The sequence below is a fragment of the Eggerthella sinensis genome, assembly GCF_003339815.1.
In the GTDB taxonomy this organism is placed as follows: Bacteria; Actinomycetota; Coriobacteriia; order Coriobacteriales; family Eggerthellaceae; genus Eggerthella; species Eggerthella sinensis.
In genome coordinates this window covers 48,960-72,892 of record NZ_PPTT01000006.1, presented here as the reverse complement: position 1 = coordinate 72,892, position 23,933 = coordinate 48,960, and the positions used below count along the sequence as shown (strand labels likewise).

The following is a 23,933-nucleotide window of genomic DNA, read 5'->3' as shown; positions in this document are numbered from 1 at the left end:
CGGCGCGGCGCACGCTCGTCGAACATGATCTTCACCTACGGTTTTAGACACTATACCGCCGCCGCCAGCGCCTCGATGACGAACTGGTTGAGCGACTCGTTCCTTTCTGCCGCCTTCAATGCGGCGCGCTCGTGCAGTTCTGCGCCGACGCGCACGTTGAACGTCCCCTTGAATGGCTTTTCCGGGTTTTTGCCTTTTTCCTCGCAGAAAGCCAGGTAGTCGTCCACAGCCGCATGGAAGGACTGCACGATCTCCGAGGCGTTGTCGCCCTCGAAGTAGATGGCGTCGCGCATCCCCGCTACGTTGCCGAACAGGTATCCGCCCTCTGCATCGTACGAGACGAGCGCCGTATAGCCTCGATACCTCAGCGCGTTTCCCACGTTCATCTCCTTCCCGCCTCTTTCAAGAAAGCGGCCATCGTGCGCACAGCCGCAGCACGCATCTCGCTACCTGGATGGGGCACATGCATGAGCAGCATTCGCCCATCGCTTTCCCGATAAAAGCGAATGCGGGAACCCGACGTTTTTCCCTTGCCGTCGAGCGCGAATCCGTACCAGGCCATCACCCGCACCGCATCGTCGAAACGGAACGTCCGAGGACAAGCCATCAGTCGGGCAGCGAGCCGATCGACGCTCGTCATGACGGTTCCTTTAGTTGCAACTGAATTATAGTTGCAATACCTGGAAAACTCAAGGGACGTCTCGCCAACGCGGCCATCGGGCACCTCCCGCCCGCCTTGCGAAGCGGCTTATCGCGGACGCGCAAGGCGTATTCCGTTGCTCAGAGGATCTTGCGGGCGTGGTACGGGCGGCGCGGAACCCCGCCGCCATCTATGGGCGTCGCGCAGAGACCGCCCTGCGGGACGGCTTGCGAGCGATGCGCCTGCACTGGCTCTTTTCGTTGGACGCAGTATAACACAAATAAACGTACATTTGTACTCTTTTAATAAGAATCCCCCGTAAACCAAAGCCGGCCCGCGGAAAGCGGGCCGGAATCGGAACCGAAGCAGGGAGTTAGTTTACGCCAGGCCGCAGGCCTTTCGCAGGGCGTCGGCCTTGTCAGTGCGCTCCCAGGTGAACTCGGGCAGCTCGCGGCCGAAGTGGCCGTAGGCGGCGGTCTTGCGGTAGATGGGGCGGCGCAGGTCGAGGGCGTCGATGATGGCGCCGGGGCGCAGGTCGAACGCGCCCTCGACGGCGGCCATGATGTCGGCCTCGGGCACCGCGTTCGTGCCGAAGGTGTCGATCATCACCGAGACGGGGCGCGCCATGCCGATGGCGTAGGCCAGCTGCACCTCGCAGCGCGCGGCGAGGCCGGCGGCCACCACGTTCTTGGCCACCCAGCGCGCGGCGTAGGCGCCCGAGCGGTCCACCTTCGTGCAGTCCTTGCCGGAGAACGCCCCGCCCCCGTGGCGGCCCATGCCGCCGTAGGTGTCCACGATGATCTTGCGGCCGGTGAGGCCCGCGTCGCCCATGGGGCCGCCGATGACGAAGCGGCCGGTGGGGTTCACGTAGATCTCGGCGTCCGGCGACAGCGCCACGCCCTCGCGCGCCAGGACGGGCATGACCACCTGGTCGACGACGGCCGCGTACAGCTCGTCGTGCCCGACCGACTCCGCGTGCTGCGTGGACACCACGACCTTCTCCACGCGCACAGGGCGGCCGCCCTCGTAGCGCACGGACACCTGCGTCTTGCCGTCGGGGCGCAAATACGGCAGCGTCCCGTCCTTGCGCACCTCGGCCAGGCGCTCGGCCAGGCGGTGCGACAGGTAGATGGGCAGCGGCATGAGCGTGGGCGTCTCGTCGCAGGCGTAGCCGAACATCATGCCCTGGTCGCCCGCGCCGATGCGCTCGTAGGGGTCGTCGTCGCCGGCGAGGCCGTGCTGGGCCTCCCAGCTCTCGTCGACGCCCTGCGCGATGTCGGGGCTCTGCTCGTGGATGGCGTTGAGCACGCCGCACGTGTCGCAGTCGAAGCCGTACTTCGCGCGGTCGTAGCCGATGTCGGAGAGCACCTCGCGCACGATGGCCGGCACGTCGACGTAGGCCTGCGTGCGGATCTCGCCCGTGACCATCACCATGCCGGTGGTGGCCAGCGTCTCGCAGGCGCAGCGCACCTGCGCGGGATCGGCGGCCTGCCCGCCGGGGGCCACGTAGCCGGCGGCGGCGAGCTCGATCTCCTTGGCGAGGATCGCGTCGAGGACGGCGTCCGAGATCTGGTCGCACACCTTGTCGGGGTGCCCCTCGGTAACGGATTCGGATGTGAACAGATATGATGAAACTTCGGCCATGAATTCCTCCTTCATCGGTGTAGGCCGGACCACCTTGGCATATACAGCCAGGTTGGTGTCGGGATCATCGAGCCAACTCTCTCCCCCGACTCTTGATAAAACGGGAACCGCGCAAGCGGCCGGAACGCCCGTAAACCTTGCCGATGGTACCCTGAAAGCGACATCCGCGCAAGGGCGAATGCACGGCAAGCGCGCAACCACCACGACTGCCCGGACAGCGCCTCCGGCTTCCGCTCGCAGCCGCACCCGACGGAGCGCCCGAAGGGGGTCGCGCAAAGGTGGCGCGCAACCGCCGTTCCTGTGGCGATACGGCAACTTCCTCGATCGGGCCGCGCAGCTCATGGTACACTTTTCGGCTGAAACCTAGCCCCCGCCCCGAGGCGCGCGATGCCTCGGAAGCGGTGTTCCGAAAGGACGCACCATGCCCACCAATGCCGACTACACGCACGAGTACTTCCAGATCATGGACGAACTGGGCGGCGACATCGCCGGACGGCGCGCCGCGTACGACTACATGCAGCGCTCCACGGCCATCGTGCACCACCAGGTGGTGGCCTGCTCGTTCATCCCGCGCCTGTTCAACAAGAAAACCTACGAGGTGATGAAGGACACGGCCGAGACGGCGCACCGCATCCTGTGCAAGGTTATCGAGCACTACCTGGACGACCCCGAGTACCGCCGCGCCTTCGACTTCGACCCGCGCCTCGAGGAGCTCATCCTGCTGCCGCGCGGCTACGCGTCGGTGCTGCCGTTCGCGCGCGTGGACACGTTCATCGACGAGGACGACTACCGCGTGAAGTTCTGCGAGTTCAACGCCGACGGCTCCTCGGGCATGAACGAGAACCGCGAGATCACCACGTCGGTGGCGCAGTCCGAGACGTTCAAGCGCTTCTCCGAGCGCCATCAGGTGCAGGGCTGCGAGCTGTTCGAATCGTGGGTGCAGGCGTTCCTGGACATCTACGCCACCTACGAGCGGCGCGTCGACAACCCGCGCATCGCCATCTGCGACTATCTCGAGAACGGCGTGGTCGACGAGTTCCACATCTACGCCGACCTGTTCCGCCAGCGCGGCGTGGAATGCGTCGTGGCCGACGTGCGCGAGCTGAGCTTCGACGGCGAGGTGCTGCGCGACAAGGACGGACAGCGCGTGGACGCCATCTGGCGCCGCTGCGTGACGAACGACGTCATCGACCATTGGGACGACTCGCAGGAGCTGCTCAACGCCGTGCGCGCCGAAAAGGTGGCGCTCATCGGCAGCTTCGCCGGGCACATCGTGCACGACAAGCAGATTTTCAAGGTACTGTTCGACGAGCGCACCGTGGCGTTCCTCGACGGCGACGATATCTCCTTCATCGAGGAGACGGTGCCGATGACGGCCTTCCTCGACGACGACTACATCAACGTGCCGCAAATCCGCGCGAACAAGGACGAATGGATCATCAAGCCCACCGACCACTACGGCGCCGACGACGTGTACGCCGGCTGCTCGGTCTCGCAGGAGGAGTGGGAAGCGCTCATCGACAAGTTCGCGAACGGCCGCGCCGGCTTCCCCTTCATCGTGCAGCGCTACATCCGCCCCTTCAAGACCGAGACGCTGCCGCCCGACGCGGGCATCGACGAGCTGCCCGACGACGAGGTGTCCGACGAACCGAAGCGCTACAACAACCTGAACGGCCTGTACCTCTACGACGGCATGTTCACCGGCGTGTTCAGCCGCCTCGGCCCCCTGCCGACGATCTCGAAGGACATGCAGGGGATGACCGCCGCCACGATCTGGGTGGATTAACGCCCTTCTTGGACGCGCTATGAGAGCTGGGGAGAGGAACGTTATGTCCAACCTGATCAACAAGGTGGCGGCAGTTGTTGCCGTCGTGTCGCTGGCGGTGACGCTTGTGGCGGCGGGATTCGTTGCGTGCGCGGCGTTTCCGCAGACCACGGAGATGCTTGCGGGGGCGTTCTCGGGCAAGGGGAATCCCGACACGCCGTTTTCGCACGACGAGCTCGTGCATGCGGCGGTGGTGACGCGCGACTACACGGTGGGCTCGAACGACCGCGAGGCCGTGTTCGCCATGCTGCACGACATCAACGAGGGCGCGAACACGCGCTACGCGACGGCCGACGAAACGGGCCTCGCCGCCGCGCCCGAGCAGTACACGCTCACGTCCGACGCGCTGTCGCACCTCGACGACGTGTACCGTGTCGTGGTGGCCGCGCGCATCGCGCTCGCCATCATCGCGCTGCTGGCCGTGGCCGCCTGCGCCCACATGGCCATCCGCGTGGGGCGCCGCGCGCTCGGCGGCGTGCTTTTGGCCGCGGGCATCGTCGTGGTGGCGGCCTTCGCGCTGTTGGCCGCATGGGTGGTCGTGGACTTCAACGGCTTCTTCGCCGCCTTCCACTCGCTGTTCTTCGCGAGCGGCACCTGGACCTTCTCCTACGATTCGCTGCTCATCACCATGTATCCTCCCGAATTTTGGATGGGGATGGGGGCCGTGTGGCTTGCGGCCACCGGCTTGTTGTCTATACTGGCAATCGTGGTCGGCGCCCTGCTGCGCCGCCGCACGCCCGCCCGCTAGGCGCGGGCCCACGCACGACGAACGACGAGACGTAAAGGATCCGCTCCATGACCAACGCAATCGACGCGCGCGTTCGCGTGCGCTTCGCACCCTCCCCGACCGGCCGCCTCCATGTGGGCGGCGCGCGCACGGCCATCTACAACTGGGCGTTCGCCCGCGCGATGGGCGGCGACTTCATCCTGCGCATCGAGGACACCGACCCCGAGCGCTCCACCGAGGAGAACGTGCAGGTCATCCTCAATGCCATGAAGTGGCTCGGCCTCGACTGGGACGAGGGCCCCGAGGTGGGCGGCCAAGCCGGCCCCTACTTCCAGACGCAGCGCATGGACACGTATGCCGCGGCGCTCGAGCTCATGAAGGAGCGCGGCAGCGTGTACCCCTGCTTCTGCACGAAAGAGGAGCTCGACGCAAAGCGCGCCGCCGCCGAGGCGAACGAAGGCGGCTACGCGGGCTACGACCGCACGTGCCGCGACCTCGACCCCGCCGAAGCCGCCCGCCGCATCGAAGCCGGCGAGCCGCACGTGTGGCGCCTGCGCGTGCCCGAGAACCACGGGCCCATCGAGTTCGACGACGCCGTGTACGGCCACGTGAGCTTCCCCGCCGAGGTGATGGATGACATGATCGTCGTGCGCACCGACGGCTCCCCCACCTACAACTTCGCCGTGGTGTGCGACGACGCCAACATGGGCGTCACGCACGTCATCCGCGGCGACGACCACCTGTCCAACACCCCGCGCCAGATCCTCATCTACGAGGCGCTCGGTTTCGACGTGCCCACGTTCGCGCACCTGTCGATGATCCTCGGCCCCGACGGCAAGAAGCTGTCGAAGCGCCACGGCGCGGCCTCGGTCGAGGAGTTCTGCGAACGCGGCTACCTGCCCGACGCCATGGTGAACTTCCTCGCGCTGCTGGGCTGGTCGCTCGACGGCGAGACCACGCTCATCGACCGCGCCACGCTGTGCGAGAAGTTCAGCCTCGACCGCGTGACCAAGAAGGACGCCGTGTTCGACGAGACGAAGCTCGACTGGATGAACGGCCAGTACGTCAAGGACATGGGAGCGAACGCCTGGGTGCAGGCATCGCTGCCGTGGCTGCTCGAGATCGGCGCCACGCCCGAGGACATCGCGGCGCGGCCGGATTTCTACCTGGGCCTGTACCCGCTCGTGGCCGAGCGCCTCACGCGCCTCGACGACGTGGCGAACAAGCTGGCCTTCATGTTCTGGGGGCCCGAGGTGCGCGAGCTCGACGAGAAGAGTGTGACCAAGGTGCTGAAGAAGGAAGGCGCCCGTGCCGATGAAGCCCTGGCCGCCTGCCGCAGCGTGCTGGCCGACGAGAGCGTTGCCTGGAAGGCCGAGCCGCTCCAGGAAGCGTGCCGCGCCCGCGGCGAAGAGCTCGAGCTCAAGCCGAAGCTGCTGTTCCAGCCGTTGCGCGTGGCCGTCTGCGGCAACATGGTGTCGCCGCCGCTGTTCGAGAGCATCGAGCTTCTGCCCCGCGAAGACGTGCTGGCCCGCATCGATTACGTGACGAAAGAGGTGTTCGGTGGCTGACGCCCCTGACAACATGCCCGAGCAGGCCGGCGGCCCCTCCGCCGACGCGGAGAGCCGCCCCAACCAGATCGTCGTGCTGCGCGACTACTGCACGCGCACGCACGGCGCGGCATGCGACCGCTGCGCGCTGGCCTGCCCGCACGACGCGATCAGCTTCGCGGAGGACGGCCGTCCGGTCATCGACGCGGATGCGTGCACGCGCTGCGGCATCTGCCTGGGTATCTGCGACGCGTTCTCCTCCTCGCGCGTCACGATGATCGACGTGCACGCGCGCATCCGCCGCATCGCCCTGCGCGGCGAGGACGTGGTGCTCACCTGCAAGGAGAACATCTTCCCCGGGCTCGAGCCGGCCGCGAACGTCGTGGTGCTGCCGTGCCTGGCGTGCCTGTCGCCCGAGTTCTGGACGCTCGTGCTGACCGAGAACATCCCCGTGCGCATTTCCGCCGACCTGGCCTACTGCGCCGAGTGCGACCGCGCCGGCGACATGGGCGAGCTGCTGTACTCCCACGCCGTGCAGACGGCCGAGGAGTGGAGCGGGCAGAGCGTGGGCTACCTCGACGTGATCCCCGAGAAGGAGAACCTCGTCAAGGATCTGGCCAACCCCGAAGGCGTCGACCGGCGCAGCGCGTTCACGAACCTCGTGGGCGATGTGGGCGACATCGCGTCGGGCAAGCGCCGCCTGCGCAACTCCGAGGTGCTGCAGCAGTTCTACGAGCGCAAGGAGCGTGCCCGGGCGCGGGCGCGCCTCAACCTCGTCGACGGCGTGCAGTTCAACGAGTTCGTTCCCGCCGGCCGCACGAAGAAGACCATGTGGCCGAAGCGCCAGCTGCTGCTGGAAGCCATCGACCGCAATCCCGACATCGCCGAGCGCGTGCCGGTGGTGATCTCGGAAACCGACTGCAGCCTCTGCACGAATTCCCTCGCCTGCGTCGAAGCCTGCCCCACGGGCGCGCGCTTCCCCAGCCCCGAGGACGGCACCCTCGACTACGACGCGCGGTACTGCATCGGCTGCGGCCTGTGCGTGGACGCGTGCCCGCACGGCGCCGTGGAACTCGTCGAGACCACGGCCGCCGTGTTCGCGCCCGACGAAGACGAGCATCCGCAAGCTTAAAACCCGCCCGCCCCAAGGCAAGGAGCCTCGCATGACCGCACCAGAAGAGCCCACGTTCCCGAGCGACGATCAGAACGCGCAGGGCAACGACGCCCCGCAGCAGCCCGCACCGGCGGCTCCCGGCGCTCCCGTGCCGCCTCCGCCGCCCGGGCAGCAGCCGTATGCCCCGCAGCAGCCCTACGGCGCGCCGTACGGGCAGGCCCCGCAGCAACCGCAGCCGCAGCAGCCCTACGGGTACGGCCAAACCCCGCAGCAGCCGTACGGACAGCAACCCTACGGCGCCGCCCCGCAGCCGCCCTACCCGGGCTATCCGGCGCAGCCGCCGTACCCCGTCGCGCCCGAGCAGCCCAAGAAGAAGGTGTGGCCGTGGGTGCTCGGCGGATGCCTCGTGGCGTTCGTGCTGTTCGTCGGCGGGTTGGTGGGATGCGTGTCGTGCGCCGTCATGATGGGCGAGCGCTACGACAGCTCCTATTACGGCTACTCCGATTCCTACGACGACTACGATTACCGCTACAACTATCCCTACGACGATTCCGACAGCGGGGATTATTCGGGCCAGCTCACCTACGAGAGCATCAAGGAGGCGGCCGGTAACCTGCCGAACAACGTCATCGACGGGAAGTGCACGTCGGGCGTGTACCGCGTAGGCGCGGGTGCCGATATCGAACCGGGCCGCTACTTCTTCGAGGGCAGCACGGGCGAAGAGGGCTACTTCTCGGTGTTCGACGGCGACGGCTCCGGCGGCTACGACATCCAGTCGGCCGTGGCCTACTTCGGCAACTACTTCGCCGACCTCGAGGAAGGCGACCTCGTCGTGTTCATGGGAGCGGCCAACGACCGCATGTACCTGGCCGACGAAGCCGACTTCAAGCCCGAAGCGCCCTACGAGTGCGGCCTGTTCCTCGTGGGCACCGACATCCCGGCCGGCACGTACACCGTGACGACGCAGGACGAGGCCGCGGCCGTCGCGGACAGCGAGAGCGCCGCCTTCATCATGAAGGACCTCGCCTTCGACGACGACTCCATCACCGACACGAAGTACGTGGTGAAGGGCGGCTCGCAGACCATCACCGTGCAAGACGGCGAGTGGCTCGAGCTGTACGCCGCCACGGCCACCCCCGCGGAATAGAAAGGCGCCCCATGCTTCCCGACCATCCCACGCGCGACGAGATCGAGGCCGTGTTCGCGAACGACCGGTTCGCAACCGAGGCAGCGGGGTGCCGCGTGGTGGAGGGTGCGCGCGGGCGCGCCGTATGCGAGATGGTGCTGGGAGACGTGCACAAGAACGCCATGGACAACGTCATGGGCGGCGCCATTTTCACCCTGGCCGATTTCGCGTTGGCCATCTGCTGCAACATCGGAGAGGAGCCCACCGTGTCGGTGGACTCCTCCATCAGCTTCTTCCGCTCCACGAAGGGCGCGAAGCTCACCGCCACGGCCGTCTGCGACAAGCCGGGCCGCCACCTGGGATTCTACACGGTGCTCGTCGAGGACGACCTGGGCAAGGCCATCGCGAAGATGACCGCCACCTGCTACCGCTAAACCGACGTGTCGGCCTCGAACACGAGGTCGACCACATCCTGCTGCGAGTGCGCATCGAGCTTCGCGTAGATGTGCTTCACGTGGGTCTTCACCGTGTTCTGCGATATCACCAGGTGCTCGGCGATGTAGGCGCCGCTGCGGCCGCGCGCCATCAGCTTGAGCACCTCCTCTTCCCGGCCCGTCAGCCCGCGCAGGGCCGCCAGACGCTCGCAGCGTCGTTCCACCGCGGCTGCAGGATCGACCTCCGTAGGCGGCGCGGCGGCTACCGCCGGGACCGGCGACGCCCCTTCCGCCTCGTCCGGCGACACGCCGTCGACGGACTCCTCGAAGCTGAAGCTGCGCAGCCCGATGAGGCAGTACGCCACGAGCATGAACGCGAGGGCGACGGCGATGGCGTCGGGCACGACCGGGTTCACCGCCGAGAACGAGCGGGCCGACGAGCCCACGATCAACCCGACGAGCGCGCCCAACGCAGCCGCCAGACGACCGCCCGCCAACGCAACGAGCGCGCGCGACGGATCGAGGAAGCCGCGCCGAGCGAGAACCGCCCACACGAGGATGGCGAAGCATTCCGAACCAGCCATGAGCAGGGTGTTCGACACATGGGACAGCGCCACAGCCGCGCCGACGCCCGCCTGTCCGACGAAAGGCACCACGAGCAGCCCGGCCAGCACGAGCAGCAGCCCGAAGTGGAACGCGACGTCGATGCGGTTCTTCGAGAAGCGTGAGGCGATCGCGCATACGAGCACCGCGGCGAAGAGCGCAGCGTAGCTGAGGCCCGCGCCGCCGCGCTCGCCGAACACCGCGAACGTGGCATAGCCCGACACGATGCCGAGCGCGAAGATCACCGCGAACAGGACGGGAGAGCCCGCGCGCGTCCCGGCGCGCCACGAGCGGCGGACGGGGGCCGGTTGCGCGACGGCGGCGCAGAGCACCTCGAGGGCCGCGCTCCCGCGCGCATGCCCGAGGGCGAACGCGACTCCGAACGTGACGAGCGCGAACCCGAGCAGCGCGGCGCGCGCGTAGGGAAGCCCGCTCATGAAGGGCATGGCGAACTCGGCGATGACGAAGACGAGGGCGAACGACGAGAACACCGTGCGCAAGCAGGCCGAGCCATCCATGCGCGCGAGGCACGATCCCGCGAGCACCACGAGCCACGCCGCGCCGAGCGACACGAGCAGCCAGCCCGCGAGCACGGCCACGGACGAGTGCTCGCCGCAGCCGTAGCCGATGAGCGCGATGCCGACGACGAACGAGGCGAGGAGCAGCCACGGGGTTGCGGCCGCGCGCAGCAACGACGGCCGCTTCGCCGCGACGAGCAGCAGGGCGGCCAAGGCGAGCGCCGATGCCAGGGCGTTGGCGAAGCCCGCGTACGAGGGGTACGGGCCCGCGGCAGGGCTCGCCAGCATGGCGAGCGTCAACGCGCAGAGTTCCAGCGCGGCAAGCAAAGCGATGCACCGCGGCTGGAAAGCCTCCCCGTTCCTCACGCTGCCCGCTCCCCCTTTTCCGTCGACCTCGGCCGCATCACCGAAGCGGCGCATCCAAATTGAGCACTATTATAGGGAACCTGCGCGCCGTCGCCCCGAGACGCCCGCACCTGCGCGGCAAGTCCACAGACGGCGGGTCGAGGTTGACGGGCCCGCAGCCGTCACGAGCGCGGCGCGGCATCCTCCATCCGGGAGAAGAAGCCGTGCGCGTTCTCGAAGAACACCTTGTCGGCAATCGGACGGCCGAACTCGCGTGCCAGCAGCTCGTGGAGGGCGCCGATGCTGCTGCACGGGTTCAGCCAGCTGGGCACGTCGCAGCCGTCGTAATCGCTGCCGAGCGCGAGCACGTGCTCGCCCGCCGTCTCGAGGACGTGGTCGACATGGCGCAGCACGTCATCGCGGGTCGGGTCGGCATGGGCATCGCTCAAAAACTGCACGCAGAAGTTGAGGCCCGCGATGCCGCCGCGGTCGGCCAACTCGCGCAGCTGCCAGTCGGCGAGATTGCGCGGGTGCCCGCACACGGCGCGCGCGTTGGAGTGCGAGGCGGCGAACGGCCGGTCGGCCACGTCGCACACGTCCTTGAACCCCGCGTCGTTGAGGTGCGACACGTCCACCACGATGCCGCGCCGCTCGAGCTCCCCCACCATCGCGCGGCCGAACCCGGTCAGGCCGTGGCGCGTGTCGTTGCCGCTGCCCAGCGCGTTCGGGCCGTTCCACGTGAGGGTCAGCATGCGCACGCCCGCATCGGCCAGCGCATCGAGCCGGGTCTCGGCCCGCTCGTCGTCTTCGAGAAACGACGCGCCCTCCACGGTGAACAGCGCCGCCGTCTTGCCCGCGGCGTGGATCGCGTCTATCTCGGTGCACGTGCGCGCCAAGGCCAGCTTGTCGCCGCAGCGGTCGAGCTCGCGCGCGAGCACGCCGCGCACGCGTTCGAACAGGCCCCATGCCGCCTCGCCGTGCACCTCGTCGGGAATGAACGCCGCGAAGCACTGGCACCACGCGAACCCTTCGGTGCGCGCGAGCGAGATATGCGCGTCGTTGTCGGCGAGCGTGGCCATGCGATGGCGCGGCACGGCCGCATCGTGCTCGGCGAAGCCGCCCGGCACGGACGGATCGCCCGAAAACGCGATGCGGTCGAGCGTGTCGCAGTGCAGGTCGAACACCCTCAGCTTGCCAGCCGCCGCCTGCCCGCGCTCCCGCGCGATGCGGCCCGCCTCCTCAGTCGCCAACTCCTCCAACGTGAGAAACGCGCCCATCGGATCATCCCTTCGTCTCGAACCATCGCACCTTCGCCTTGCACGCCGAGCCCTCGGCCCTTGCTCCCGTCACGATAGCACAAACCGCTCCGATTGCCTTCTCCGATCCGATCTGCTATATTTAACCGAAAGGTTAAATGTTGTGGCGGAGGACGACGCGCGCGTCATGGGCATCCAGGAAACACTCAAGGCTTTGTCCGATCCCGTTCGACGGGAGGTTTTGGAGCACCTCAAGCACGAGCGCATGGCGGCAGGCGAGATCGCCGAGCTGTTCGACATCTCAGCCCCCGCGATCTCGCGGCACCTATCGGTGCTGAAGAACGCGGGCCTCGTGCGCGACTACCCCGAGGGACGATTCATCTACTACGAGTTGAAAGCCTCCGTGCTCGAAGAGACGCTGCTATGGATTGCCAACCTGAAGGAGCAGAACCTATGAAAACCATCTATCGGGTCGTGTATCTCCTGGTCGCGCTCAACGTCATCATGGATGCGGCTTTCCTCTTGCTGATGCCCGACCAGGTTCCTGTGCACTTCGGAAACAACGGCGACGCGAACCGCATCGGCAGCAAGTACGAGCACCTGTGGTTCCCCGCGCTCGCGCTCGTGTTCGGCCTGGGCCTCGCCTTCACCGCGAAGCGGAGCGACGAATGTAACGTCCCCTCCTTGCGCCGGCCGAAAGCCGCTCACGTCCAATAGCCGCATCGCCGGCGCAACAGGGGAAGGGCGCTGCATCACGCCGAGAAGCGTGTGAGCCGAGGCAGCGCGCTCGTCGCCGGCATCGCGTTCATCGCCTGCGGAAACGTTATGCCGAAATCGGATCGGAACGACTCCTTCGGACTGCGCACGCCCTGGAGCCTCAGCAACGCCGAAGTGTGGCGCAAGGCGCAACGCTTCGGCGGACGCGCGATGATCGTCGCAGGCGCGCTCACGCTGATCGGCGGAGTCGTGCTCCCGACAGACCTCGTCATGCCCGCCATGGTTGCCATACTCCTGGTCGCGGCCGCGGTCAGCATCGTTGCGACCTACGTGCTATACCGCGCCCACTACACGCACTCGGAGTAGTCTTCCTCAACCGCTTCCTGCGAGGCGGCGGGGTCTTCGGTGGTGACGAGGAACACCATGGCTATCATGAGGGCGCAGCCCGCGAGGTCGGCGCCCGTGAACGCCGTGGCCAGCCACAGCGCCGAGAACACCGTGGCGCTGACGGGTTCGACGGCCCCGAGCAGGCTGCCCTGCACCGAGCCCACCACCGACACGCCGTGCAGGTACAGCGCGAACGCGGCGAACGTGCCGATCACGATGAACGCCGCGAACACGAGCAGCCCCGCCGCGTCGAGCGCCGGCAACGCGAGCGGCTGCCCGAACGCGGCGCCGCCGAAGTAGACCGCCGTGGCCACGACGCCGCCGGCGAGCATGCCGAGGCCCGTCACCGCGAAGCTGCCCCAGCGCGCGAACAGCTTCTTTGGGTACATGATGTAGAACGCCACCGATAACCCGTTCGCGATACCCCAGATCAAACCCACGAGGGGCAGCGACAGCGCGCTCGGGTCGCCCTGTGTGGCGATGAGCCACGTGGCCGCCACCGCAGCGACGAGCCCGACGATCTCGCGCATGCGCGGCAACCGCCGCATGAACAGGCACGTGGCAAGCATGACGAACGCGATGCCGGTGGTCTGCAGCACGGTGGCCGTGCCGGCGTTCGTGTACCCGATGACGATGGTGTAGGTGATCTGGCACAGGAACAGCCCCACGCCGCCGAAGACGGCGAGCTGGCCCACCGTGCGCCGGTCGCCCAGCATGGCGCGCAGCTGGGCGCGGTTGCGCACGACGAGCACCGCGAGGAACAGCGCGCCGGCGCCCAGCATGCGCACGGCGGTGATGAACGAGGGCGTGATGTCGTAGTTAGCCAGCAGGAACTGAGCGCACGCGCCCGAGAAGCCCCAGAGGGCCGCGCCCACGAGCGCGCAGAGCACGCCCTTCGTATGGCGGCGCCGGAACACGGACGCCCCCTCGGCTATGCGCTCCCTCATGCCAGCTCCTCGAGGAACTGCGCCACGGGACCCAGCAGGTTGTCGCCCTCGTCCAGCTTGAAGTGGCGCAGGGGCAGCGACAGCTTCCGCTTGTCGGCCAGGTAGCGGCCGCCCGAGCGGCGCAGGCCCGTCATCTTGTCGCGCGCGATGTCGATGGGCTCCACCACGAGCTTGCCGCCCGTCACCGACACGGTCTTGATGTGGTGCTCGTTGGCGTAGGCCTTGATGCGCGCCTTCTCCAGCAGGTTCTTCGCCGCCTGCGGCATGTCGGGGCGCTTGGCGGCCAAGTCGGCGCGCACGTCCTCGACGGCCTGCTCGGTGGCGGCCGACGCGATCTTGCGGTACCACAGCACGCGCTCGTCGGCGTCGGGCACGTACTCTTCCGGCAGGTAGGTGTGCCCCGGCACGTTCACCGTGATGTCGCTGAGCGCGGGCGGCAGCGCGTCCATCGCCTTGAGGTCGCCTTCGCGCGTGGCGCTCACGGCCTGGTTCAGCATCTGCGCGAACAGGTCGAAGCCCACCGCGCTCATGTTGCCCGACTGCTCGGCGCCCAGCAGGCTGCCCGCGCCGCGGATCTCGAGGTCGCGCATGGCGATGCGCATGCCGCTGCCGAGGTCCTGGTGCTCGTTGAGGGCCGTCAGGCGCGCGGCGGCCTCTTCGGTGAGCTCCATGTTCTCGGGGAACATGAAGAAGGCGTACGCCTGCGTGGACGAACGACCCACGCGGCCCTTGAGCTGGTACATCTGCGCGAGGCCGAGGCGCTGCGAGTCCTCGATGATGAGCGTGTTCGTGTGCGGGTTGTCGATGCCGCTCTCGATGATGGTGGTGGCCACGAGCACGTCGAGCTCGCCGGCGCTGAAGTCCTCCATCACGCGCTCGAGCTGCTCCTTCGACATCTGCCCGTGCGCCACGCCCACGCGCGCCTCGCCGGCGGCCGCCGTCACGCGGCGCACGGCCTCCTCGATGGAGCGCACGCGGTTCGACACGTAGTACACCTGCCCCCCGCGCGCGAGCTCGCGGCGGATGGCGGCGCTCACGAGGTCGGGGTCCCACTCGCCCACGTGCACCTCGACGGGACGGCGTTCGTCGGGCGCGGTGAGGATGAGGCTCATGTCGCGCACGCCCGACAGCGACATCTGCATGGTGCGCGGGATGGGCGTGGCCGACAGCGTGAGCACGTCGATGGACTCGCGCAGGTTCTTCATCTGCTCCTTGTGGCCCACGCCGAACCGCTGCTCCTCGTCGATGATGACCAGTCCCAGATCGTGCGGGTTCACGTCGCGGCTGAGCAGGCGATGCGTGCCCACCAGCACGTCGACGTCGCCCTCCTGGAAGCCCTTGAGCGCGGCGGCCTGCTGCGCGGGCGTGCGGAAGCGCGAGAGCACTTCCACCTTCACGCCGAAGGGCTCGCAGCGCTCCTTGAAGTTCGTGTAATGCTGCTGCGCGAGGATGGTGGTGGGGCACAGCACCATGACCTGCTTGGAGTCCTGCGTCGCCTTGAACGCGGCACGCAGGGCCACCTCGGTTTTGCCGAAGCCCACGTCGCCGCAGACGAGGCGGTCCATGGGCTTCGCGGACTGCATGTCGGCCTTCACGTCGGCGATGGCGGCCAGCTGATCGGGCGTTTCCTGATAGGGGAAGGCCTCTTCCATCTCGCGCTGCGCCACGGTGTCGGGGCCGAAGCGGTAGCCCTGCGTCGAGGCGCGGCGCGCGTACACGTCCACGAGGTCGAACGCGAGCTTCTTGGTGGCCTTGCGCGCCTTCGCGAGCGCGCGCGACCAGTCGGCCGTGTTGAGGCGCGTGAGGCGCGGGCTTGCGCCCTCGGGCCCCACGTAGCGCGTCACGCGGTCGAGCTGCTCCACCGGCACGTACAGCTTGTCGCCCTCGGAGTACTCGAGCAGCAGGTAGTCGCGCGCCGTGCCGTCCACGTCGCGCCGCACGAGCTCCTTGAAGTAGGCCACGCCGTGCGCGGCGTGCACCACGTAGTCGCCCGGCTGGTAGGGGAAGGTGATCTCGGTGATGTCGATGTGGCGGCTCGGCCGCGACGAGGACGCGCCCTGCGTGTCCGACACGCTCACGATGGCCAGCTTCGCCTTCGGGATGATCATGCCGAGCGGCACGTCGACGTCCACGACGTTGACCACGCCCCGCCGAAGCTGCCGCTTCGCGACCGCGAGCGCATGGGCAGCGTCGGCCGACGGAGCGCCTTCTTGCGCCGCGAGAGACGCGCGCCCTTCTTGCGGGGGTTCAACCTGCGTTCCCCCTCTTTGCGAGCGTTCGACTTGCGTTCCCCCTCCTTGCGCCGCGGGGAGCGCGTGCGCACCGGCAAGCCCCTCCGCGGCGCCATGAGTAGAGCCCGTGAGCGCACCTTTGTCGCCATACGTCTCTCCCCCGTCCAGCGCTTCTTGGATGGGCAGGCCGTGGTCTACGAAGGCCAGCTTCATGTCCTGGCGGGCGCGGAAGTTCGGCGCGCTGAACACCACGGTGTAGTCCGTGTCCACGAGGCTGCGCAGACGGCCGAACAGCTTGTCGGGATGCCCCGCCACTTCGACGCGCTTCACGGGCAGCTCGTCGTCCACCTGACCGCCCACGCGCATGATGGACACGTACGTGGCACGCTGGCCTTCGCCGAAGCTCACGTTCGCCGGCTGCTCGTACAGACCGTCCACGGGGATGCTCGATCCCTTCGCGCGGCCCACCACGTCGTCGAAAGCGTGGCTCATGTCGTCGAACAGCGAGCGCGGCTCGATCAGCGCGGTGAGCGCGCCGGGGCGCACGTAGTCGCCGAGCGTCGCCGTGGCGGCGTACAGGTACGGCAGCAGCATGTCGGAGCCGTCGAAGCGCAGACCGCCGTCCAGCTTCTCCAGCACGTCGCGCAGCACCGGGTTCGTCGCGGCAGGGCGTTCGAGCTTCTGACGCGCGCGGGCCAGCCCCCGCTTCGAGCACGAGAACTCCACCACGGGGTAGATGCTCACGCTCGGCAGCGCGGCGATGGTCTGTCCCGTCGTGGGCACGATGCGGCGAATCTCCTCCAGCTCGTCGCCGAAGAAGTCGAGGCGCACCGGGTACACGAGGTTGCCGGGGAACACGTCGATCGTGCCGCCGCGCACCGCGAAGGTGCCGGGGCCGTCCAACTCGCCGGTGTTCTGATAGCCGCGCTCCTCGAGCGCGTACGCCAGATCCTCGAACTCGGTGACGCTCGCCGCCTGCGCGCCGGGCATGTCCGCCAGCTCGTGCCCCGCCTCGAGCGCCACGGGAACGTGCACGTCGGAACCCACGGGCGGCAGGGCGCGCAGCAGCGCGCGGGCGCTTGCCACCACCACGACGCTGCGCCCGCTCGCCAGCGCGTGCACGGCCTCCATGCGGCGAGCCACCTGCGCCGGGTCGCTCGGCTTCGGCACGAAGGGAAAGTCGCTGCGCTCGGGGAAGCGCATGACGCGTTCGTCGCCCAGGTAGGCCGCGAGGCTGCGCGAGAAGGCCACGGCCGCGTCCTCGCCCGCCACCACGACGAGCGTCGGCTGCGGCTTGTGGGCGAAGCGCGCCGCCACGAGGAAGGGGCGGGCCGACGAGGCCACGCCGAGCGTGCCGTCTTCGCCCGCGTCGAGCTTGCCCCAGAACGCGTCGAGGCAGCCCGATTTCTCCAGCGTGAACGTGAGCGAGTCGATGAGCATAGTGAGTCCTCTTCCGTATGCGCGCAGCACGAAAAGCCGCATTTCGCGGCTTCGTGCAAGGTTTCTGCATGCCGTCCGCGCAAGCGCGGACAAACGCTGTCGATTCTACTACACGAGCGGCCTCCGCGCCCGCCGTGAAATCGTCCCGTGAAGGAGAAACCACAGCCAGCACGACCGACGGCGCACTCCAAGGGCCCTCAGCACGAAAGCGCCGGCAAGCTCAATCAACAAGCGTGTCGTCGAAGTTCATGCGCTTGTGAAGCACCCGCTTCACCCGCACGCGCTCCTCGTCGAACGTGAAGAATGCCACATGGTTCTCGGTTACGCAGAACCTGAACCCCGAGTTCTTACCCCCTTGATAGAAATACCGAGGATATGCGGCCGCCCCGTATTCGAGCGGCCGCAGACGTCGCCTGATCTTCTTCAGATAGCTGTCGGCCACCTGCTTCGATTTCGATGCGCGGTACACGTAACCCCTGATCGCTCGCAGATCCTCCACCGCATCGTCGAGCAGCTCGACCTTACGCGGTTTCACGGTGCGCACCCTGCTCGCGCTTCGAGCCCCTGTCCTCCAGCGGCTCGTCGAGCAGCTCTTCGAAGGCGAGCTCCATATCCCGATACGACGAAGCGCCCGTGCGTTCGTGCAGCTCGGCTTCGGCGAGCGCATCCCCGACGTAGCGATGCCAAACCTTGTCGAGCTGATACTCCTCGAAGGCATCGATATCCATGAGCACGAGGCTTCCGCGCCCGTTCTTGGTCAGGTAGATGGGCTCGCCTGATTTCTTGGCAAGCTCCTCCACTTCGGGAAAGCGGTTTCTCAGATCCGTCGACGGGATAATGTGCGGCATATCATATCCTATCACTATAACGATATAATACTGATAGTTTACTGAATGAGCAGCTGCGTGTCAAGGTACGAGGCGCGCTACGCGGCCGCGGCGGGTTTCTGCTCGAACTGGCTTTCGTAGAGGGACGCGTAGGCGCCGCCGCGGGCGAGCAGCTCGGCGTGGGTGCCCTGCTCGACGATGGCGCCGTGGTCCATGACCACGATGACGTCGGCGTTCACCACGGTGGACAGGCGGTGCGCGATGACGAAGCTCGTCCGGCCGCGCATGAGCTCGGCCATGGCGCGCTGGATGATGAGCTCGGTGCGCCCGTCGACGCTCGAGGTGGCCTCGTCGAGGATGAGGATCTCGGGGTCGGCCGCGAAGGCGCGGGCGATGGTGAGCAGCTGGCGCTGGCCTTGGCTGATGTTGTCGGCGTCCTCGGACAGCACCGTGTTGAAACCGTGCGGCAGCTTGCGCACGAACTCGTCGGCATAGGCCGCCTTCGCCGCCGCGCGCACCTGCTCAGGGGCAGCGTCGGGGTTGCCGTAGGCGATGTTGTCGTAGATGGTGCCGGTGAACAGCCACGGGTCCTGTAGCACCATGCCCATGCGTCCGCGCACCTCTTCGCGGCTCAAGCTGGCGATGTCCGCTCCGTCGAGCTCGATGGCGCCGCCGTCCACGTCGTAGAAGCGCTCGAGCAGGTTGATGAGGGTGGTTTTGCCCGCACCGGTGTGTCCGACGATGGCCACCGTGGCCCCTTCGCTCACCTCGAGGTCGAAGTGCTCCATGAGCGGCTCGTCGCCGTAGCCGAACGACACGTCGCGGAAGGCCACCTTCGGCAGCTCCCCGTCCGTCGCCAACGTCGCCAACGTCGCCGGCGCCAGCGCGCCCGTCCCGTCGGCTTCGCCCATCTCCTCGGCATCGAGCACGGCGAACACGCGCTCCGCCGACGCGACGGCGGACAGCACGTTCGTCCACACCATGGAGAATTTCGTGATGGGGTCGGAGAACTGCGATGAGTACTGCAAGAACGCCTGCAGGTTGCCGATGGGCATGCCGCCGCCCACCACCTGCACCGCGCCCACGACGGCGATCAGCACGTACGACGCGTTTTCCAGCAGCATCATGCACGGCATCATGATGCCGCCGAAGAAGCGGGCGCGCCATCCCGTGCGGTACATGTTCTCGTTGCGTTCGTCGAAATCGGCCAGCGCCGCCCCCTCGCCGCCGAACGCCTTCACCACGGCGAAGCCCTGGTACGTCTCCTCCACGTGCGCGTTGAGCGAACCCAGATGGGTGTAGTAGTACCGGTTGTTGCGCTTGGCCGGGCCGGTGAGCAGCTTCGCCACCAGCAGGCCGCCGGGCACCATGATGCAGGCGAGCAGCGTGAGCAGCGGGCTGATGGTGAGCATCATGACGAACACGCCCACGAACAGCACGACGCTCGTCACCAACATCACGAGGCCTTCTTGCAGGTTCTCGGCGATGTTGTCCACGTCGTTCGTGGCCACGGACATGAGATCGCCCGTAGCGCGCCCGTCCAGATACGAGATGGGCACGCGCGCCATCTTCTCCTTCAAGCGCTGACGCAAGGTGGCCGCCGTGCGCTGCGCCACGGCCACCATCGAGCGCTGTTGCAGAAACGACGCCACGAACGAACCCGCGTACAGCCCGCACACGCCAAGCAGGATGGAGGCGAGCGCGCCGAAGTCCATCGCGTGCGACGTGGCGCCGTTGAACAGGACCGTCGTCGCATCGCCCAGCATCTTCGGCGTGGCCACCTGCAGCACCGTGCCCACGATGGCCGCCACGAGCGCCACCGCGATGAGCAGCTTGCTCGTCTTCATGAATCCGAGCAACCGTCCCACCGTGCGCACGAGCTCTCGGGGAGACGACTCCACTGCGTCCTGACCTTCTCCTGGTGCCTTCATTACGCTGCCACCTCTTCCTGTATTTGCGTGTGCATGATCTCCCGGTACACGTCGCATCCGTCGATTAATTCCTCGTGCCTGCCGAACCCGACAAGCGCTCCGTCGTCGAGCACGGCGATGGCGTCGGCATCGAGCACGGCGCTCGCCCGCTGCGACACCACCACGCACACGGCGTCGGCCACGCGCGGCGCCAAGCGTGCGCGCACCACGGCCTCGGTCTTGAAGTCGAGCGCCGACAGCGCGTCGTCGAACAGGTACACCGACGCGTGCTTCACGAGCGCCCGGGCAATGCTCAAGCGCTGTTTCTGACCACCCGAGAAGTTGCCGCCCGCCTTGTCCACAACGGCGTCGAGCCCTTCGGGGAGCGCGCGCACGAACTCGTCGGCGTCGGCGATATGCAGCGCCTCCCACAGGTCTTCCTCCGTCGCGTCGGGACGCGCCATCAGGAGGTTCGAGCGGATGGTGCCCTGGAACAGCATCGGACGCTGCGGCGCGATGCTCACCTCGGCGCGCACTGAGGCGAGCGAGCAGGTCCGCACGTCCACGCCGCCGAGGCGCACGGCGCCCTCCTCGGGGTCGGCGAAGCGCATGATGAGGTTGAGCAGCGTCGTCTTGCCCTCCCCCGTGCCGCCCACCACGGCCAGCGTCTGCCCCGGCTGCACCGAGAAGCTCACATCGTCGAGCACCCGCCCGTCGGCACCGGCATAGCGGAAGCCCACGTGATCGAACGCGAGATCCTTGCCCTGCGGACAGGCGACGGCATGCGCGTCGTCCGCATCGTCCACCGACACGGGATGATCGATGACCTCCTGCACGCGCCGCGCCGACACCATGGCGCGCGGCACGAGCACGATGATGCTCGTGAGGATGGCGAACGCCATGAGAATCTGCGCCGCGTACGTGATAGCGCCCATGACCGCGCCGATCTGCATCTCGCCTGCCATGATCTGACCGCCGCCGATCCACACGATGAAGGCCGTCGCCAAACCCATGAACAGCGTCACGAGCGGGATGAACGCGCTCATGATGGTGGCGGCCTTCACCGCGGTTGCGCGATACGCCTCGTTCGTCTGGCCGTAACGCTCGATCTCGTACTGCTCGCGGCAGAACGCCCGCATGACGCGCGCGCCGGTCAGCCCTTCGCGGAAGCGCAGGTTCAACCCGTCGAGCAGCTCCTGCATGCGCCCGTACAGCGGGCCTGCGAAGCGGAACACCACGTACGCCGCCAGCGCGAGGAACGGCAGGGCGCCGATGAACACGAGCGCGAGCGCCGGGTTCAGCAGCCAGGTGAGCACGATGCCGCACACGAGGTAGATGGGCGCAAGGATGAGGAACTTGAGCCCCATCTCCACGACGTTCTGCACCTGCGCCACATCGTTGGCGCTGCGCGTGATGAGCGTGGCCGCGCCGAAATCGTCGAATTCCTTGCCCGAGAAGCGCAGCACCGACGCGTACACGTCGCGCCGCATGTCGCGGCCCACCTCGTACGAGACGCGCGAGACGAAGTACGCGCCCAACACGGCGGCCACGAGGCTCGCCACGGCGAGCGCCATCATGAGCGCACCGTCCGAGAGGATAGAGGGGATGTCGCCCGGAACGATGCCGTTGTCGACGATGCGCGCCGTCACGTAGGGCAGGCACAGCGCGCACACCGACTGCAGCACGATGAACAGGATGGCGACGGCCGACGCCTTGACGGGCAGCCGCTTGAGTAGAGCCAGCATAGCGAACTCCTTTCTGGTTGCAGCACGCACGGCAGGGCGCAAGCCATCGGCACACGAGCGCGTGCGAAGCTGCGAGCTCCCAAGGGAAGCCCTGGTCATGGTGCTATGAAATGATGTTTTTAAGGGATTACGGGATGCGAGGGCACGAGCCCTCGGGCCGGAGGCGGCGCACTGCCGCCTCCGGCGGGGGACATGCTAGCGGTCGGCGTCCTCGCGCTTCGGCGCGGAGTCGTCGTCGCGGGTGCGCGCACGATCGTCGCCTTCGTCGGCGTCCATGCCGAAGCCCGGTGCCATGCGCGGGTCGAACGTATGCGGGTCGAACGAGCTCGGGTCGAACCCTGCGGCGCGCGGGTCGAAACCCGGGAATCCGCCGAAGCCGTCGCGGCCCGCACGGCCGTCACGGCCGTCGAACCCTCCGAACCCGCCGAACCCTCCGCGGCCGCGCGCGTCGTGCGCGGCGCGCGGGTCCATGCCCATGCGCTCGGCGTATTCGGCCATGCGCTCGCTGTACTCGCCGAAGTTCTCCAGCCATCCGTCGAAATCGGGATGCGCCGGCGGGGGCGGCGGCGTGGGACGGCCGCGCCCGTCGCTTCCGCCCTCGGCTTCGGCAGCGCGCTCGAGCGAAGCGATGAGCTTGTCGAGCAGGGCGATGAGCTGGTCGCTCTCCTCTTCGGTGAAGTCGCCGAACACGACGGACCATTCATCCTCGCTGTCGGCCAGGTTCTCGGCCGCCTTCGCGCCCTCCGGCGTCAGCTTCACCACCATGGAGCGCCGATCGGCCTCCGACGGCTCCTTCGTGATGTAGCCCGCCTTCTCAAGCTTCGACAGCAGCTCGCCGAGCGATTGGGTGCGCATGTCGAGCAGGTAGCCCAGGTCTTTCTGGGTGATCTCCGGCTGCAGGCGCAGCAGCGTCAGCACCCGTCCCTGCCCGCGATGCGGGTTCGCCATGCCGCGGCGCCCGCCGCGACGTCCGCCGCGAAACCGCTGACCCTGATAGCGCTTCATCAACGCGTCGATGCGCGAGAGGCGCTCGACGATGGCTGCATTCTTTTCTTCCATACGTGCCTCCTCATTGAGTACGTGTTCTAGTTGCTCAGGTACCTTACTTTGCACACTATGAAGGTGCCTGAATAGTTTGTCAACACCGTTTCGAGAAATTTGTTAAGGTACCTTCAATTCAACGCAGAACGACCTTCAGCCGAAACCGCTTTCACGCCGTGGGCAAGTTCACTATACTGGGAGGAAATCCCCCGCACACGCGTCCGAAGGAGAGCCTGATGCCGCGCGAAACCATGAAAGACAAGCGCGAACGCGCGCTGGCGGTAGCCGAGCGCATGAACGAGCACTACCCCGCCGCGGAGTGCGCGCTCGTGTACGGCGGCAACCCGTTTCGCCTCACCATCGCCGTGCTGCTGAGCGCGCAGACCACCGACAAGGGCGTGAACAAGGTGACGCCGGCCCTGTGGGAGCGCTACCCCACCCCGGCCGACCTCGCCTCCGCCGACGTGCGCGACGTCGAGGACATCATCCGCACCATCGGGTTCTACCACACGAAGGCCGCGAACGTCATCAGGTGCGCGCAGATGGTGGTGGCCGACTACGGCGGCGAGATCCCGCGCGACATCGACGAGCTGCAGAAGCTGCCGGGCGTGGGCCGCAAAACCGCGAACGTCGTGCTCAACGAGGCGTTCGGCATCGTGGAGGGCATCGCGGTGGACACGCACGTGTTCCGCATCGCGCATCGGCTCAAGTTCGCCGGCCCCTCGGCCGATACCCCGGCCAAAACCGAGGACGTGCTGCTCAAGCTCTACCCGCGCTCCTGGTGGGGCCCCATCAACCACCAATGGGTGCTGTTCGGGCGCGAGACGTGCATCGCCCGCCATCCGAAGTGCGAGACATGCTTCATCTGCGACCTGTGCCCCAGCTGCGGCAAGGTCTAGGCGAGAAGGA

The 23,933-nt window shown here is 67.5% G+C and carries 22 protein-coding genes and 1 riboswitch; of the genes, 10 read left to right on the top strand and 12 right to left on the bottom strand.

The window, feature by feature from the left end:
• Positions 1-50 precede the first annotated feature (50 nt).
• The 3 genes from C1876_RS04910 to metK all read right to left on the bottom strand — a co-directional run bounded on the left by C1876_RS04910 (position 51) and on the right by metK (position 2,284).
• Positions 51-380, bottom strand: a complete 330-nt coding sequence (locus C1876_RS04910) for a type II toxin-antitoxin system HicB family antitoxin (RefSeq protein WP_158544621.1) — start codon at positions 378-380, stop codon at positions 51-53.
• A gap of 2 nt (positions 381-382) precedes the next feature.
• Entirely contained in the window at positions 383-640 is a 258-nt protein-coding gene (locus tag C1876_RS04905; RefSeq protein WP_114545604.1) for a type II toxin-antitoxin system HicA family toxin, read from the bottom strand.
• A 378-nt stretch (positions 641-1,018) separates the two neighbouring features.
• Entirely contained in the window at positions 1,019-2,284 is a 1,266-nt protein-coding gene (metK, locus tag C1876_RS04900; protein WP_114545701.1) for a methionine adenosyltransferase, read from the bottom strand.
• Between the two features lie 8 nt (positions 2,285-2,292).
• Positions 2,293-2,386, bottom strand: a riboswitch (SAM riboswitch).
• A 319-nt stretch (positions 2,387-2,705) separates the two neighbouring features.
• Here metK and C1876_RS04895 point away from each other — a divergent pair.
• The 6 genes from C1876_RS04895 to C1876_RS04870 are packed head-to-tail and all read left to right on the top strand — an operon-like array spanning position 2,706 to position 9,057.
• The gene (locus C1876_RS04895) at positions 2,706-4,070 is read left to right on the top strand and encodes a glutathionylspermidine synthase family protein (protein WP_114545603.1); all 1,365 of its coding nucleotides are present in this window, start codon (positions 2,706-2,708) and stop codon (positions 4,068-4,070) included.
• A gap of 43 nt (positions 4,071-4,113) precedes the next feature.
• Complete coding sequence (locus C1876_RS04890) at positions 4,114-4,857, top strand: lipoprotein intramolecular transacylase Lit (protein ID WP_114545602.1); 744 nt, start codon at positions 4,114-4,116, stop codon at positions 4,855-4,857.
• Positions 4,858-4,904: 47 nt separating this feature from the next.
• On the top strand, positions 4,905-6,404 hold the full coding sequence (gene gltX / locus C1876_RS04885) for a glutamate--tRNA ligase (protein WP_114545601.1): 1,500 nt from the start codon (positions 4,905-4,907) through the stop codon (positions 6,402-6,404).
• Positions 6,397-7,515 carry a 4Fe-4S binding protein gene (locus C1876_RS04880; protein ID WP_114545600.1) on the top strand — a complete coding sequence of 373 codons (1,119 nt, stop codon included), beginning with the start codon at positions 6,397-6,399 and terminating at the stop codon, positions 7,513-7,515. The genes gltX and C1876_RS04880 overlap by 8 nt, the downstream gene beginning before the upstream one ends.
• 31 nt (positions 7,516-7,546) lie before the next feature.
• Positions 7,547-8,644: a hypothetical protein gene (locus tag C1876_RS04875; RefSeq protein WP_114545599.1), complete on the top strand. Its 1,098-nt coding sequence runs from the start codon at positions 7,547-7,549 to the stop codon at positions 8,642-8,644.
• Positions 8,645-8,655: 11 nt separating this feature from the next.
• Positions 8,656-9,057: a PaaI family thioesterase gene (locus C1876_RS04870; RefSeq protein ID WP_114545598.1), complete on the top strand. Its 402-nt coding sequence runs from the start codon at positions 8,656-8,658 to the stop codon at positions 9,055-9,057.
• Here C1876_RS04870 and C1876_RS04865 read toward each other — a convergent pair.
• Together C1876_RS04865 and C1876_RS04860 are read right to left on the bottom strand one after the other, a co-directional pair.
• On the bottom strand, positions 9,054-10,544 hold the full coding sequence (locus tag C1876_RS04865; protein ID WP_158544619.1) for a helix-turn-helix transcriptional regulator: 1,491 nt from the start codon (positions 10,542-10,544) through the stop codon (positions 9,054-9,056). The two genes, C1876_RS04870 and C1876_RS04865, sit on opposite strands and share 4 nt — an antisense overlap.
• Before the next feature lie 161 nt (positions 10,545-10,705).
• The gene (locus C1876_RS04860) at positions 10,706-11,800 is read right to left on the bottom strand and encodes a dipeptidase (protein WP_114545596.1); all 1,095 of its coding nucleotides are present in this window, start codon (positions 11,798-11,800) and stop codon (positions 10,706-10,708) included.
• 142 nt (positions 11,801-11,942) lie between these two features.
• On the opposite strand from C1876_RS04860, the gene C1876_RS04855 reads away from it, so the two are divergent.
• Genes C1876_RS04855 through C1876_RS17940 form a run of 3 tightly spaced genes read left to right on the top strand, consistent with a single transcriptional unit; the run spans position 11,943 to position 12,862 of the window.
• Positions 11,943-12,236 carry an autorepressor SdpR family transcription factor gene (locus C1876_RS04855; RefSeq protein ID WP_244910043.1) on the top strand — a complete coding sequence of 98 codons (294 nt, stop codon included), beginning with the start codon at positions 11,943-11,945 and terminating at the stop codon, positions 12,234-12,236.
• On the top strand, positions 12,233-12,496 hold the full coding sequence (locus C1876_RS17945) for a DUF1648 domain-containing protein (RefSeq protein WP_244910042.1): 264 nt from the start codon (positions 12,233-12,235) through the stop codon (positions 12,494-12,496). The genes C1876_RS04855 and C1876_RS17945 overlap by 4 nt, the downstream gene beginning before the upstream one ends.
• A gap of 51 nt (positions 12,497-12,547) precedes the next feature.
• Positions 12,548-12,862 carry an SdpI family protein gene (locus C1876_RS17940; RefSeq protein ID WP_244910041.1) on the top strand — a complete coding sequence of 105 codons (315 nt, stop codon included), beginning with the start codon at positions 12,548-12,550 and terminating at the stop codon, positions 12,860-12,862.
• On the opposite strand, the gene C1876_RS04845 is transcribed toward C1876_RS17940, so the two are convergent.
• The 7 genes from C1876_RS04845 to C1876_RS17810 form a co-directional block, all read right to left on the bottom strand.
• Entirely contained in the window at positions 12,844-13,830 is a 987-nt protein-coding gene (locus C1876_RS04845) for a DMT family transporter (protein WP_114545595.1), read from the bottom strand. The genes C1876_RS17940 and C1876_RS04845 overlap by 19 nt on opposite strands.
• Positions 13,827-17,501 carry a transcription-repair coupling factor gene (gene mfd / locus C1876_RS04840; protein WP_114545594.1) on the bottom strand — a complete coding sequence of 1,225 codons (3,675 nt, stop codon included), beginning with the start codon at positions 17,499-17,501 and terminating at the stop codon, positions 13,827-13,829. The genes C1876_RS04845 and mfd overlap by 4 nt, the downstream gene beginning before the upstream one ends.
• A gap of 220 nt (positions 17,502-17,721) precedes the next feature.
• The gene (locus C1876_RS17600) at positions 17,722-18,036 is read right to left on the bottom strand and encodes a type II toxin-antitoxin system RelE/ParE family toxin (protein ID WP_158544617.1); all 315 of its coding nucleotides are present in this window, start codon (positions 18,034-18,036) and stop codon (positions 17,722-17,724) included.
• Entirely contained in the window at positions 18,023-18,349 is a 327-nt protein-coding gene (locus tag C1876_RS04830) for a type II toxin-antitoxin system Phd/YefM family antitoxin (protein WP_114545592.1), read from the bottom strand. The genes C1876_RS17600 and C1876_RS04830 overlap by 14 nt, the downstream gene beginning before the upstream one ends.
• A 77-nt stretch (positions 18,350-18,426) precedes the next feature.
• Positions 18,427-20,259 (bottom strand): ABC transporter ATP-binding protein, encoded by a 1,833-nt coding sequence (locus C1876_RS04825; RefSeq protein WP_114545591.1) that lies wholly within the window; start codon positions 20,257-20,259, stop codon positions 18,427-18,429.
• On the bottom strand, positions 20,259-21,983 hold the full coding sequence (locus tag C1876_RS04820; protein ID WP_114545590.1) for an ABC transporter ATP-binding protein: 1,725 nt from the start codon (positions 21,981-21,983) through the stop codon (positions 20,259-20,261). Before C1876_RS04820 ends, C1876_RS04825 begins: the two co-directional genes overlap by 1 nt.
• Positions 21,984-22,178: 195 nt before the next feature.
• Positions 22,179-23,042, bottom strand: a complete 864-nt coding sequence (locus C1876_RS17810) for a MarR family winged helix-turn-helix transcriptional regulator (protein WP_211309504.1) — start codon at positions 23,040-23,042, stop codon at positions 22,179-22,181.
• 218 nt (positions 23,043-23,260) lie between these two features.
• Between C1876_RS17810 and nth the strand changes: the two genes are divergently transcribed.
• On the top strand, positions 23,261-23,923 hold the full coding sequence (gene nth, locus C1876_RS04810; RefSeq protein WP_114545589.1) for an endonuclease III: 663 nt from the start codon (positions 23,261-23,263) through the stop codon (positions 23,921-23,923).
• The last annotated feature ends 10 nt before the right edge of the window (positions 23,924-23,933 follow it).

Bases quoted from the DNA above. Each gene is read 5' to 3' on its own strand.
- C1876_RS04905 (WP_114545604.1), bottom strand. From the start codon at position 640: ATGACGAGCGTCGATCGGCTCGCTGCCCGACTGATGGCTTGTCCTCGG.
- metK (WP_114545701.1), bottom strand. From the start codon at position 2,284: ATGGCCGAAGTTTCATCATATCTGTTCACATCCGAATCCGTTACCGAG.
- C1876_RS04895 (WP_114545603.1), top strand. From the start codon at position 2,706: ATGCCCACCAATGCCGACTACACGCACGAGTACTTCCAGATCATGGAC.
- C1876_RS04890 (WP_114545602.1), top strand. From the start codon at position 4,114: ATGTCCAACCTGATCAACAAGGTGGCGGCAGTTGTTGCCGTCGTGTCG.
- gltX (WP_114545601.1), top strand. From the start codon at position 4,905: ATGACCAACGCAATCGACGCGCGCGTTCGCGTGCGCTTCGCACCCTCC.
- C1876_RS04875 (WP_114545599.1), top strand. From the start codon at position 7,547: ATGACCGCACCAGAAGAGCCCACGTTCCCGAGCGACGATCAGAACGCG.
- C1876_RS04870 (WP_114545598.1), top strand. From the start codon at position 8,656: ATGCTTCCCGACCATCCCACGCGCGACGAGATCGAGGCCGTGTTCGCG.
- C1876_RS04860 (WP_114545596.1), bottom strand. From the start codon at position 11,800: ATGGGCGCGTTTCTCACGTTGGAGGAGTTGGCGACTGAGGAGGCGGGC.
- C1876_RS17945 (WP_244910042.1), top strand. From the start codon at position 12,233: ATGAAAACCATCTATCGGGTCGTGTATCTCCTGGTCGCGCTCAACGTC.
- C1876_RS04845 (WP_114545595.1), bottom strand. From the start codon at position 13,830: ATGAGGGAGCGCATAGCCGAGGGGGCGTCCGTGTTCCGGCGCCGCCAT.
- mfd (WP_114545594.1), bottom strand. From the start codon at position 17,501: ATGCTCATCGACTCGCTCACGTTCACGCTGGAGAAATCGGGCTGCCTC.
- C1876_RS04830 (WP_114545592.1), bottom strand. From the start codon at position 18,349: ATGCCGCACATTATCCCGTCGACGGATCTGAGAAACCGCTTTCCCGAA.
- C1876_RS04825 (WP_114545591.1), bottom strand. From the start codon at position 20,259: ATGAAGGCACCAGGAGAAGGTCAGGACGCAGTGGAGTCGTCTCCCCGA.
- C1876_RS04820 (WP_114545590.1), bottom strand. From the start codon at position 21,983: ATGCTGGCTCTACTCAAGCGGCTGCCCGTCAAGGCGTCGGCCGTCGCC.
- C1876_RS17810 (WP_211309504.1), bottom strand. From the start codon at position 23,042: ATGGAAGAAAAGAATGCAGCCATCGTCGAGCGCCTCTCGCGCATCGAC.
- nth (WP_114545589.1), top strand. From the start codon at position 23,261: ATGCCGCGCGAAACCATGAAAGACAAGCGCGAACGCGCGCTGGCGGTA.